The organism is Sphingomonas sp. (genome assembly GCF_036402235.1).
GTDB lineage: Bacteria > Pseudomonadota > Alphaproteobacteria > Sphingomonadales > Sphingomonadaceae > Sphingomonas.
Genome location: NZ_DASWTG010000032.1, coordinates 17,393 through 30,021 on the forward strand (window position 1 = coordinate 17,393; position 12,629 = coordinate 30,021).

Below are 12,629 nucleotides of genomic sequence, written 5' to 3' on the forward strand. Positions count from 1 at the left end.
TGGGGAAGGCAGGTCGCTAACGGAAGGAATGCTTTCAATTCCGAAGCTCGGCAAAGCCGATGTTTGGACCTCAGGTCATTTGAGGCCCCCCTCGGCCTCTCACCAGGTTGGCGCCGGTCGGGCGTCGCCGCTTGTTCTTGCCTCACGCGGTGAAAGCCGACCAAGGACCGGTGATCGCCAGTGTCCTGCCGGGGCTGTAGGCGTTGACGAACAGGGTCGAGCCGTCGGGCGAGAAGCAGGCGCCGGCGAGCTCGGTCTGGGCACGCAGCCGCGCAAACGGATAGAGCCGCCCATCGGGCGTCACGCCGCGCAGATGGTTGTCAACGACATCGGTATATTGATCCTCGCAGACGATCAGATGACCGTTGGGCGCAACCGTCAGGTTATCGCCGAAGTTGAGCTGTGAAGGATCGGTCGATTCGACGAAGTTCTGGAGCATGCCGGGATCGTCGCGCTCCTGCGGCCGACCTTCGAAGCGCGACGGCTTATAGCGCATTACCTGACCGAGCTTGGCCGCGCCGCCCGAGGTGCAGCAAAAATAGATCTCGCCATCGCCATAATGGATGCCCTCGCCGCGCGCGAACAGTAGCGCGCCCTTGGCCGCTCCGCGCTTGCGGAGGTCATCGTCCGGACTTTCGACGCGATTGAGATCGATCCACCGCACCGACTGCCAGGTGCCTTGCGGAAGATCGACGCCATTCCAGTTGCGGCTGTCGTTGAGACTCGCTTCGACCAGCGCCAGCGCTTGGAGCTGTCCGCCACGGGCGAGCTTGCCTTTGGTTGCGGGCAAGAAGCGGTAGAGCAGGCTGTCGTCGCGATCCTCGGTGAGATAGACGATGCCGGTGCGCGGATCGACTGCCGCCGCCTCATGGTTGAACCGCCCCATTGCGGTGAGCGGTACCGGGTCCACCAGCCCGCGCGCGATCGCCGGCACCTCGAACACCCAGCCATGATCGCGCACCACGCCGTTCCCGGCGCGGGTCACGTCTTCCTCGCAGGTGAGCCAGCTTCCCCAAGGTGTGATCCCACCCGCGCAGTTGCGGATCGTGCCGAGGAGGCTCAGGTGCTGCGCCTCGACCCGGCCTGCGGCAAGATCGTAGACGATCGTGGAGGTGCCGCCCGGCAGCGCTTCGCCCTGGGCATTGCGGTCATAGGCGGCGAGCCCGGCGCCATTTCCGCCCCGGATCGGCCCCGTATCGAGGTGGCGTGCCTGGAGCTCGTGATTGCGAACGAGAGCGACGCGGCGGTTGTCGAGCGCGAAGCAGCCCATGCCGTCAGCGCGGTCGGGGACGACGAAGCCGTCGTCCATGCGGTCGCCGAACGAGGAGATCACCCGGTAACGGAACCCCTTGGGCAGGTCGAGCAAGCCTGCCGGATCGGGCTCGAGCGAGCCATAGGCGCGCGGCGTGGTCGTGGTCGCGCTCCCGCGCAGCGAGGTGCAGGCACCGAGCAGCCCGGCGAACGCGGTGCCGGTGAGGCCCAGCGCAAATTGCCTACGGTCCAGCATTGCTCATCCTCCGTTGCCTGCGGCCGGCTGGTTCATCCCATACCCGCTGCCGATCGTTGCCGAGGCGAACCATGGCTTTCAAGTTCGCCGGCGGTTACGTTGAACGCTGATGTTGAGGCCCACTACGTCCGTGGGCATGGTGGCTTCGTTCAAGATATCGACAGGCTTCCTACGCTCTACAAAATCCCGTTTTGCTTCAACGCACTGGCAACGATTGGCTCGATCACGCGAAGCATCCGGTCGAAGCCGAGATCGCTGGGATGCGTGCCGTCGACGGTCGCTTCGCCGTCATGGCCGAGCAATTCGTCCGCAGGGATGACGGTGAGCCTCTCGACGTCGGTCAATTTCTTGATCTCAGCCAGCATGGCGGCGTTCTGCCTGACCATATTCTCAGCCCAGACCCGGTTGAAGTGGGTCAGGCCACGGATGATGCTCATCACGATGATAATCGGCGCATGGGGGCGTCTCGATCGCACAGTGCGGATCAGGTTGCCAGCGCGCTGCGCAATCAGCTCCGGGCTGGTATTGGGCACGCAATCCAGCATGTAGGCGTCTGCATCGACATCGGCGACAAGGCGGGCGGCCGCGGGTTCCATCCTGGCCGACCCGCTGACCCCAAGATTGATGATGTCCACGCCGAGATGACGCGAAAGCCGAGCCGGATAGGCCATGCCTGGACGACTGGCCGAGGCGCCCTGGACGATCGAGCTTCCGTACAGTGCCACGCGCTTGCGGAAGGGATTGGCAGCCCCCTTTAGCGAGCTGCGGGCCGTGACGCCGATCTCGAGGCTCCTCAACTCCTTATAGAGCGGCAGGTAGAGCAGACATTCCTTCTCGCTATCGTCCATGTTCAGGACAAGGGTTTCGTCATTGCAGACCGTGCCGTCGCCGGGACGCCCGACTCCAGCCCATAGCCACGTCCCGCCGCGGCGGATGTAAAGGTCGAGCCCGCGCTGGGCGATAGGTGCCATATTTGGGTTTTGCTTCGCATCGGCAGTGCACCACCGGGCAGCGATTATCGGGCTGTTGGTTGTAAAGCTGAGTGCCAGGCCGGCCGGGTTCGTTAGCCGCTCCTTCACTGCAGCAGGTAGATCGGGATAGGAGCCGGGGGCGATCCGGTGCCAGCCGCTCGGCCGCTCGGGAAAGGCGCGACCGACCAGCGGCAGCCTCGCGGCATCGGTGAAGACCAGCGGTGGCCCGGATTGCGCGCGTGCCACACCGGGCATGCTGCCAAAGGCCAAGAGCGTCCCAGCGCCCGCCAATGTCTCTCGCCGAGAATATTCTGAGTTCATGCTCGTGAGATCCATTTTACGTTGGTCGCCCGGAATGGCGCCGGTGCGTGTGTCCAACGCATGTGACACTATTATTTATTTTTTCGAGAATAACTGGCCGGGCGCGGTCATTGCGTGGATCGGCAGGAGCGCCGCGCCGATCGAGACCGCGGCGCCGCCCAGTTCGGACGAACGCAGCTCTGGCGGCGCGATCCGAACCGGGGGCCGCATCAATTGGGCGCTCCGCAATCGGCCTTCCAATTGCTGGAGCATCGATTTTGGCAGCGAACTGCTCAGCACGATCATGCCAGGATCGAACCAGGCGATGCTCCCGTCGATCATCGGCTCCAACTGAGCGGCTGCACGCTCGATCCAGCTTTCGATAACTTCGGCATGTTTGCTGGTTTGCTGCTTAAGGTCAGCAAGGGAAGAAATGTCGCAGCCCGCCGATGCCAGGGTCGCCAGGAGATCGACGCCCGAAGGCCTTGGCCGATTGCCTGGGTACAGGCGGCCGATATCCCCTGCATTGCCCATCTCACCTTTCAGCAATTCGCCTGCCGCGATCACGCCCGCGCCAATGCCGTGTCCGAGTAAAATGACGACCACCGCGGAATACTGACCGATCAGACCGCCTGCATAATATTCGCCGAGAGCCGCGGCATTGGCGTCGTTCTCGATCCAGACTGGCAGTCCCAGATAGTCGCCGATTACCTCGTCCAGCGGAACGTCTCGCCAACCTTCCAGGCCTGCCACGGTCCAGCGGCGCGTGCCGTCGCGGCTAATCGCGGCACCCGGCACGCCGATCCCGACCCCGAGCAGCCGGCGCGTCAGTAGGGATTTCTCCGTCGTCAAACGATGAACTATCCGCAACAGCGCATCGGCAAACACGCGTGGGTCGGCACTGTCGAACGCCTCGGTGGCTGCGCTGATTGGAGTGCCGGCATAATCGAGCAGCGTGACCTCGAGCAGACCCCGGTGAACCGCCGCCCCCACCGCATAACCGCCGCGAGCCGAGATAGTGAGCGGTATGGCAGGCCTCCCGCGCGTTCGATCGGCGTCGAGATCCAGTTCTTCGACCAGATCGAGCGCGAGCAACTCGCGGGTGATCTTGGTCAGCGCAGTGTTGCTTGCGTCTAGCCGCAGCGCCAGGTCGCTACGCGATGCCGGCCCCTTGCTGCGCAGCTGCCACAGGACCTGCTTCTGGTCCTCGCTGAGAGCGATTTGTGCCTTGGATTTCATCCTGCCCCCCGGGAACTGCGCCTGCTGATGCGGCCAGTCAGAACCACATTATGCTTACATAATTATTTTTTGGAAAATATTTATTATTGTCACAAAAAGACCGTCAATGCAGCCTCAATCCGGCCGCATGGCGACATCGCGCCGTCTCTGGGGGACAATCAAATGAGGTTAGTTCGTCGTCGCGCAGTCACCGCCCTTCCCCTGTTGGCCCTGTGCTGCCCCGCCCTGGCTCACGCGCAGGAGGCGCAACCTAGTGAAGAGAAATCCGTCGATACCCGCGCACTGGGTTCGGAAGAGATCGTCATCACTGCTGCTACTGACCCCTTCCGCTCGAAAAGCAACTCGACCACGGTCGTTGAATCGGTTGTGGTCGACCCGCTCGAATCGCCGGCCCGGGATGGCTCGATCGCCGGGTTGATCGCTCAGCTTCCGGGCATCAACATCATCGAGGATTATGAGAATCCTCGCTACGTCACGATCCGCGGCATCACCGCGGACTATAACCTCACGACCCTCGACGGAGTGCGTCTCGCGAGCGTCGGCCAGAATGGCGCTGCCACCACCGGGCGCCGGACCAACCTCCAGCTCCTCCCCAGCGATTTCGCAAGGCGCGTGGACGTCTATAAGACCTTCACAGCCGAGCAGGCCGCAGACCAGATCGGCGGCGCGATCAACATCGTAACGCTCAGCGCCTTCGATCCGAAGCAGAAGACGCTATTTGTCGATGCCTATGGTCGGTACAACACTCAGGGCGGCGACAACAGCAACAATGCCGACAAGTCGTTGGGCCAGGTCGGCTACGGAATCTCGGGCCGGTACATCACGCGCTTCGGGTCCGACCAGCAATTCGGTCTAGTCGCGGCGGGACGCTTTGCACGAACGCCGCGCCATTTCGACATAAATTTGGAATCCGCCAGCAAGAACTATTATAACAGCGCAGGCAGGAAGATTGCCGCGCCCGATCGAGAGCTGGACTGGAACGGCTTGGCGTTCCCGATCACCAATCCCTGCTATTGTTCGTACAACGACGTGTTGGATTCGTACGGAGGCGCACTGAAGCTCGAATACCGATCGTCCGGCGATGCCATGCAGGTCAGTGTCATGGGCTATAATTATGCGACTACCCAAAACTATAACGCGAATGCCAATTATATCTATCTTACTCCTCCGACGACGCAGCTTGCATCGGCAAGCGGCTATAGCTGGCCTGTGAACTACTTTCTCAACAACTATTGGGAAGATAACATTAAATACGAGAATCGTGGCGTCATCGCTAATGCGAGCTACGATTTCGACAGCAATACCAAACTGATCTGGCGTTCAGCGCTTTCCTCGGAAACCTACAGCAATTATCGGCAGGCTGTTTCGTCACGCGCCATTCCTACGAGGAAGCCCAGCTTCAACTTCACCCTCGGTGAGGACAGCCGGACCGAGTTCAACTCGTTGAGCGATCCTGCCGTGATCTACAGCACGCCCTACCGGGTCACGTCCCAGTATGAAATCGATGCGGACGCCCGACAGCGGGTGTTCGATACCCGCCTGGATTTCATGCACAATGTCGATCGCGGCGCGCGCGGGTTCGGCTTCGTCCTCGGCGGCGAGTTCAGCCGGATGACGCATGACACCGATTCCGACAGAACCGACTATCTGGTGACGCCCGTCGTAGACAATAGCGACGTGATCTACGACCCGGATTACATACCCTATCGCAGCGCTGTTTCACTGCCGAGGCTGGATTATAGGCGATATCGCGAGAAATATTGGGATCGCCTTGGCGTCAATGAGCCATTGTCGCGCGATAACAGCATCAGTGAAGACTTCGGATATTATGAAGATCTGAAATCCGCCTACGCCTCCGTCCATTATTCGTTGCCGACGACGCGAATCATCGCTGGCGTACGTTACGATGCCGCGAGCTATCACACCAACTCGCCGGTGACCGCGAACGGCAACGTCACCGGCGAGTTCACCTCCGTCAAAGGAAGCTATGACCACTGGCTGCCCTCAGTGGGCATCGTCCAACGGCTCGGCGCCGGAGGGGACACGGTCCTGCGCGCGTCCTTCTCGAAGACGTTGACACGACCTGCTCCCGCGCAGATCGCGCAAGGCATATCCACCGCTTGCGACGTGGACGACCCCACCGAATGCAGCGTTTCCCGCGGCAACCCCGATCTCAAGCCGCGCCAATCGCGCAATCTCGATTTCAGCATCGAGCATTACTACAACGAGGGTCGCGGCATGCTGGAGCTCACCTATTTCCACAAGCGCATCAAGGACGATATTTTCACGCTGAGGGAGGTGCGCGTCGAGGATGGCGTCAGCACCACCTTTACCCAGCCGATGAACGGGACCGGCTCGGCGCTCCAGGGCGTGGAGTTCGCCTGGGTTCAGCGAGGCATCCCGGTCGGGATTTCCAATCACCGCATCGATCTGTCGATTAATGCGACGCGGCTTTGGGGCTATCTGAACTTCCAGACTGCCACGGATGTCGTGCATATCGACGGTATGGGCTATCAGCCCAAGTGGATCGTAAATGCCTCCGCGACCTATCGCATTCCCGGCATCGGTGGCGGCCTCCGCGCGAACTTCAGCCATCGCGGCAGGAACCTCACCGGCTATGGCGCCAATCCCAACACCTTCTCCTATCGGGACCCGATCACCACCATCAATCTGGCCGCCTGGCACAGGGTCACGCGGAACCTGACGTTCAAGTATCAATGGACCAACCTGCTCAACGACCATCCGAGCCTCAGCGGTGTCCAGGACGAGAATGTCTGGACGACGTCATACAAATTCGGCTCGGCGGCGCTCTTCCACGCGGTCGTTTCATTCTGAGCAAAGCCGGGTGGGTCGGTGGCCGGCAGGCTTCTATCCGCAATTACCGGCCGTGTTGATGATTTGAGAGATTGAGCACATGAGAATTGCAGCAGGCAGGCGAAACGCTCTCGCTTTGGTTCCCGCCGCCATCGCGGCTGTCATCCTGGCCGGCGCGAGTGGCGCCTCGGCGCCGGCGGAAGCCCAGACAAAGGGGACCCAGCTCTTCCCAGGCATCCGCTACGAGCAGAGAAAGATCGAGAAGCCCACCTCTGCGCGACTGCATATTGTCCGCATCAATCTCAAACAGCCCGGATTGCGGATCGGTTTAAGCCCGGGCGACAATTCAAAGGGCATGGAATATGTCGCCAGCCTGACGAGCGACACACTCAAGAAACGTCATGCGCAGCTGGCGATCAATGCCAGCTTTTTTCACCCCTGGAAGCCCGGAAGTAAGGGGCGCAATGACTTCTATCCGCAGGTGGGCGATCCCGTAAACGTCACCGGAATGCTCCTCTCCGGCGGCCGAACCGTTTCGCCGATTGAAACGGTACCCGACAACCGGATTGATTCGATCCTCTGCCTCAAAACCGGAGAAGCTCGCATTCTGGACGGCCAGCAATGCCCGAAAGGTTTTACCGAAGGGGTCGCGGCAGGGCCGCGGTTGGTCGCGAACGGCGCTGTTCGTAACTCACGGCTGGAAATCGCCACCGGAACTCATCCTCGTACCGCCTTTGCGGTCTCGCGCGATCACCACACCGCCTGGATCGTTGCCGTTGACGGGCGCCAAGAGGACAGCAAGGGAATTGCGCTCTCTGAACTGGCAGCGTTTTTCCGCTCGCTTGGCGCGTGGGACGCGATCAACCTCGATGGCGGTGGCTCCACCACGCTGGCAATCGAGGGACCGGACGGACAGCCGCAAATCCTCAACAAGCCGATCCAAAGCGGAGTCGTCGGCAAGGAGCGTCCGGTCGCCAATCAGATCCTGGTGTTCGCTCCGCCGCGGCGCTCCGAGTGAACGAGTCATTCCAGTTGACTGCTCTTCGTCATACGCAGGTCGTTTTTGAGAGCGATCGGACCTGCAATGTCGCTGTCGCCATTATTCCCGATTGAGCGAATGCTCCGGCGGCGCCGGTCAAAGGCCGGCGCCGATGAGCTGGGCGCCTTCTGCTGGCGTTATGGGCTCGGGCATTATGGCAAGGGGCTCTTCTGGCACTCCAGTGAACTGCTTTTCGCCTTTTTCCTGACCGAGCAGGCGGGACTGCCCGCTGTCTGGATGGGCACGGTGCTGATCGCCGGCATCCTTTCGAGCGCCGGGATCGACCTGCTCGTCGGTCGGGCGCTGCGCCGACGCGCCTTTACTGTCGAGCGCGCGTTACAACTCCACCTGATCGGCGCATGGGCAAGCGCCCTTCCGCTTGTTGCATTGTTCGCCACCGATCTGTTGCCGCAGGGCGCGCGCATCCCCTACGCGCTTGTCGCCGCATTGGCCTATCGTATCGCCTATGCCTTCTATGACATTCCCCAGAATGCCTTGGTCGCTCTCGCGGCGCCCGACGCCGACGCGCGGGCCCGGCTGTCGGCCCTGCGCCTTGCTTTCAGCGGACTCGCCGCAATCACGGTCGCAACCGTCCTGACGGCAATCCTGCTTGATGTGCAGGAGACACCTGCCGGTCATTTCGCGATTGCGGCTATCGTCATGTCCATCGTGGCGATTGGAACGGCGTGGCGCGTGGCACAGGGGCCCGTTCCGACCGGCGCGAAAGAGGCACCTTCGCCTCGTTTACCTTCGCCCGAGCATTATGCCAAAAGCCTCGAAGCAGCGGGCTTGCTCGCTACGATGGCATTCGCGTCCTTTGCGATCTCGCTCTTCACATCATTGGAGCCTTACTATGCGGCCGCCGCAGCATTTGATGCGCCGACGCGCTTGATCGTTCTCGCAGCGGCCGTGGGCCTGACCTGCTCTCAGATACTTTGGCTGGCCATCGCCCGGCGCTGGTCTGCCGAGACGGCCTTGTATGTCGCATCCTTCACGATGGTGAGCGCGATCTGGTTCTTCGGCGGCGCGGGTCTTGGTTATTTTGGCCAGATTGCAATGGCTGGCTTGTTCGGGATCGCGAACGGTGGTGTCGGCATGGCGCTTTGGACCGTATATGCAAACTCTGTGTCCAAGCGCTCGGCAGCAGGCGACCCATTTACCTTTGCGCTGCTCACTTGCGCCGCAAAGCTGGGGATCGGAGCCGCAGGTGGCGGTGTCGCCTATATCATGTTTTTGCGCGAACGTGCAGGCGGACCGGAGGATGTCATCCGGCTGGGCATGACCTGGCCCCCGATAACTGCGCTGGGATTAGCTTTGTTCTGCTTTTACTGGACGAGTCGCGCCGGGAGGGCGCGGGCGCATCGCCACTCCTCTCGAGCCGTCTGGACCATCCGCGGGCCACGGTGAATTCTTCAAAACGATCATCGAAGCCTAGGCCGAGCCGCCAAGTTGCGACGGCAGGACCAACTGGTCGAGCGCGCCCAGCAGTTCTGCCACACCCCTCTCATAGCCTTCATCAGCGTAGTCGATCGGAGACTGAGGCGGTCCGGCCTCGTCCCGCATAGCCACAGCCAAGGCGGCGCCGTGCGTATAATCGACGAGGATATGCACCCACAGCAAGGCCCGCTCGGGCGGGGCGCCAAGGGCTCCGAGGAGACCCGTCAGATCAGCAGTTATCCGCTTGGCATGGTCTGGGAAAACGGCAGGCCGACTGAAGATCGCCAGCGCAAGCGCCGGATGCCGAACCACCTTGGCGCAGTAAGCCGTGAGCAGCCCGACGGCACGCGAGCGGACGTCACCCGTTTCCGGCGCCGCGACATCTGAATAGACGTGGTTAGCCAGAGCCTTGATCAAGCCATCACGGTCTTTGAAGTGATAGTGGATCGTCATGGGGCTGATACCGACACGCGTCGCCAACGCGCGCATGGTAAGGCCCCCGAGGCCCTCGGTGTCCAGCACCTCCAGGGCCTTGGATAGGATCTTCGCCGAGAAGGCGCTTTCCTCGATTGACGACGGTCTTCCCCGGCCTCTCGTGGTCACTGCATGACCGTGTAGCTGGACTGGACCAATCCCGACGGAAACGACCTCGTGCCGGTATGCGTCAGCGCTATGTCGCGCTGCACACCGCCGAAGAGCGGCCTGCCAGTGCCCAACAGAAGCGGTACGCGCGTGATCACCATATCGCTGACCATGCCTAACCTGAGGAACGACTGAATTACACGCCCGCCATCGACATAGACGCGCCGGCAGCCTTCTGCTTCAAGCATAGCCATCGCCTCACTTGGCGACTTGCCCGTGAAGCGCACCTTTCCATCGAGTTCGGCCGGAACCGCTTGGTTCGCAAGCGTCGATGACAGGACCAGCACTGGGCGATTGTAGAACCAGTCCCCCAAACCCCGGACAGCTTCAAACGTCCCACGGCCCATCACGATGACGTCGATGTCTCTGATGAACGTATCATAGCCGTGATCCTCGCCAGCCTGATCATGCTGTAGCAGCCAATCGATCTCGCCGTTTTCGCGCGCGATGAAGCCGTCCAGGCTGGTGGCGATGAAGACGTGACCTGTGATCATACCCTCTCCTATTTATACATCGTATAAATAGGAGAGGGTATGATGGCAACTTTGCCGCCAACCGGAGCCCAGTAGCGGACTCGCGGCTTTCCACCCGATCCCGGACCTTCGGCCAAGCTCGTCACATCGATGCGGCAGGCGTCGGCTGTCAGGTGGTTTCCTGCCTGACAGCCTGGGAAAGTTCGAGCCGATAAGCTGCCGTTGATCATCACCGACCGAAGCGGCCCGGTCTCGACCCAATTTCCGCTGTTGCGATGACCGCTTGGCTCATAAAAAAAGGAAGTTCGTCTACATTGCCCCTGCGTTCACCGTCCCGCGCCTTCTCGCGACGGGCAGTCAACGTGAGCAATAGCTAGCCTCGCTAGCGCTGGTTACGGCGGAGCCAACGGGCTCGGATCCGAAGAGGTGTCAGATCGTGACCGCCTTAGGGCTTCGCCTTGACTGGAAGGCGGAAAGGCGCGCCAAGACGGTTGAACGCGTTCATCGCCGCGATGGTGAGGGTGAGATCGACCAAGTCCTTGGGCTCGAACGCCGCGGCTGCCGCGGCATAAGCCTCGTCCGACGCATGAGTCTCGCTGACCAGCGTTACCTCTTCAGCCCAGGCCAACGCCGCGCGATACTGATCGGGAAAAAGGTGCGGCACCTCCGCCCATACCGGCACGAGCGCCACCTTGTCGGCTGCCATCGACTTGAGCAGGTCGCGCGTATGCATGTCGATGCAGTGCGCGCAGCCATTGATCTGCGAGACGCGCAGGAAGACGAGATGGATCAACTCTTCCGGCAGGCCGGTTTCATGAAGGAGATAGTGATGGATGCCGAAGAGCGCCTTTGCCCCGTTCGGGGCCACTTCATACCAGTTCAAACGTGCCTGTACGGTCATGGTGATTCCTCGATAGGCGCCAACGATCGGCGCTATCGGGCATGACGAGGCACACCGCGTGGGTGTGACATCCAATCGAGAATTTCTTTCGGTCGCGCCTGATGATGTCACAACTTGTCGGCCTGCCTCGTCACAGATGTGACGGGCAACGATGAATGGGCGAGGCGGGCTGGGTGGTGCAGGACCTGAGAATTGATGACTTCGAGCGCGAACGCCCACGCTTGGTGCGGCTCGGCTACAGGATGCTTGGTTCGATCAGCGAGGCGGAGGATGTTGTACAGGATGCCTGGCTGCGTTTCGCTGCAGTTAAGGGAGGAATCGATACGCCGGCCGCTTACCTCACACGCGTCGTCACCCGCCTATGCCTGGACCGGCTGAAATCCGCCCGGACACGCCGCGAAACCTATATCGGTCCTTGGCTACCCGAGCCGCTGATCGGTGTGGAGGAGCCTGACGAGTCGATCGCGGACGACATCACGATCACGCTGATGTTGGCAATGGAACGTCTCTCGCCGCTCGAGCGTGCAGCCTTCCTGCTCCACGATGTGTTCGACATGGCGCTCGGAGAGGTCGCGGTGACGCTGGGTCGCGAGCCGGCCGCCGTGCGTCAACTTGCCTCGCGCGCGCGCAAACATGTTCGGGACGCGCGTCCTCGCTACACGGTCGAAGCAGCGGAAGGCGAGCGGATCGCGCGCGCGTTCTTCGCAGCTGCGCGCGATGGCGATACTGCGGCGCTGTCGGAACTGCTGGCGCAGGATGTTGAGATACACACCGACGGCGGCGGCAAGGTCCTGGCCTTCCGCAACGTCATTCGAGGGATCGAGCGCGCACTGCGGCTGTTCGCTGGCGTGAGGCGAAAGGCTGCGGTGCCGCCAACATTGCTGCGCACCGCAACGATCGATGGCTTCCCCGGCTACATCAGTATCGATCGCGGAGGCGTGCTGCAGACGACCGCACTTGATATTCGGGATGGTCGCATAATCGCGGTCTACATCGTCAGGAATCCGGAAAAGCTGACACGGGTGCAAAAGTTCACATCGCCCGATTGTGTCGCCGGTTAGGTTGCAGGGAAGCGGCGCGCAGTGGGACGATCGCCGATCAAGAATCGTTTTCAGGAGGGGTGACGGCACACGAGCGGCAGCTCCGCTTCAGGGTCCTCGATAGCTGCCGTTCGGGCCGAAGCCGAACGTATGGCAGGTTTCAGGCAACGGCTCGACGATGCCGAATGACCGGGATCGGGCGCATAGCCGCCGCACGGGTGATCGCGACAGAGAATCAGCTCTGGTTGGCGGGACTTGCTGGATGA

The 12,629-nt window shown here is 61.5% G+C and carries 10 protein-coding genes; 4 read left to right on the forward strand and 6 right to left on the reverse strand.

What is annotated here, in order from left to right; all coding sequences use genetic code 11:
* Nucleotides 1-142 precede the first annotated feature (142 nt).
* The 3 genes from VGD28_RS06700 to VGD28_RS06710 all read right to left on the reverse strand — a co-directional run bounded on the left by VGD28_RS06700 (nt 143) and on the right by VGD28_RS06710 (nt 4,017).
* Nucleotides 143-1,507 carry an alkaline phosphatase PhoX gene (locus VGD28_RS06700; RefSeq protein WP_331027558.1) on the reverse strand — a complete coding sequence of 455 codons (1,365 nt, stop codon included), beginning with the start codon at nt 1,505-1,507 and terminating at the stop codon, nt 143-145.
* 176 nt (nt 1,508-1,683) lie between these two features.
* The gene (locus VGD28_RS06705; protein ID WP_331027559.1) at nt 1,684-2,733 is read right to left on the reverse strand and encodes an SGNH/GDSL hydrolase family protein; all 1,050 of its coding nucleotides are present in this window, start codon (nt 2,731-2,733) and stop codon (nt 1,684-1,686) included.
* Between the two features lie 141 nt (nt 2,734-2,874).
* Complete coding sequence (locus VGD28_RS06710; RefSeq protein WP_331027560.1) at nt 2,875-4,017, reverse strand: ROK family transcriptional regulator; 1,143 nt, start codon at nt 4,015-4,017, stop codon at nt 2,875-2,877.
* Nucleotides 4,018-4,044: 27 nt separating this feature from the next.
* On the opposite strand from VGD28_RS06710, the gene VGD28_RS06715 reads away from it, so the two are divergent.
* The 3 genes from VGD28_RS06715 (at nt 4,045) to VGD28_RS06725 (ending at nt 9,277) form a co-directional block, all read left to right on the forward strand.
* On the forward strand, nt 4,045-6,852 hold the full coding sequence (locus tag VGD28_RS06715; RefSeq protein WP_331027561.1) for a TonB-dependent receptor domain-containing protein: 2,808 nt from the start codon (nt 4,045-4,047) through the stop codon (nt 6,850-6,852).
* 115 nt (nt 6,853-6,967) lie between these two features.
* A complete protein-coding gene (locus VGD28_RS06720) occupies nt 6,968-7,849 on the forward strand; it encodes a phosphodiester glycosidase family protein (RefSeq protein WP_331027562.1) in 882 nt (293 codons plus the stop codon).
* A gap of 66 nt (nt 7,850-7,915) precedes the next feature.
* Nucleotides 7,916-9,277 (forward strand): MFS transporter, encoded by a 1,362-nt coding sequence (locus tag VGD28_RS06725; RefSeq protein ID WP_331027563.1) that lies wholly within the window; start codon nt 7,916-7,918, stop codon nt 9,275-9,277.
* 24 nt (nt 9,278-9,301) lie between these two features.
* Here the strand turns inward: VGD28_RS06725 and VGD28_RS06730 are convergent, their stop codons facing one another.
* The 3 genes from VGD28_RS06730 to VGD28_RS06740 all read right to left on the reverse strand — a co-directional run bounded on the left by VGD28_RS06730 (nt 9,302) and on the right by VGD28_RS06740 (nt 11,323).
* Entirely contained in the window at nt 9,302-9,910 is a 609-nt protein-coding gene (locus VGD28_RS06730; protein ID WP_331027564.1) for a TetR/AcrR family transcriptional regulator, read from the reverse strand.
* The gene (locus VGD28_RS06735) at nt 9,907-10,443 is read right to left on the reverse strand and encodes a dihydrofolate reductase family protein (protein WP_331027565.1); all 537 of its coding nucleotides are present in this window, start codon (nt 10,441-10,443) and stop codon (nt 9,907-9,909) included. Before VGD28_RS06735 ends, VGD28_RS06730 begins: the two co-directional genes overlap by 4 nt.
* Nucleotides 10,444-10,867: 424 nt before the next feature.
* Nucleotides 10,868-11,323: a carboxymuconolactone decarboxylase family protein gene (locus VGD28_RS06740; RefSeq protein ID WP_331027566.1), complete on the reverse strand. Its 456-nt coding sequence runs from the start codon at nt 11,321-11,323 to the stop codon at nt 10,868-10,870.
* A 155-nt stretch (nt 11,324-11,478) separates the two neighbouring features.
* On the opposite strand from VGD28_RS06740, the gene VGD28_RS06745 reads away from it, so the two are divergent.
* Nucleotides 11,479-12,384, forward strand: a complete 906-nt coding sequence (locus VGD28_RS06745) for a sigma-70 family RNA polymerase sigma factor (protein WP_331027567.1) — start codon at nt 11,479-11,481, stop codon at nt 12,382-12,384.
* Nucleotides 12,385-12,629: the final 245 nt, after the last annotated feature.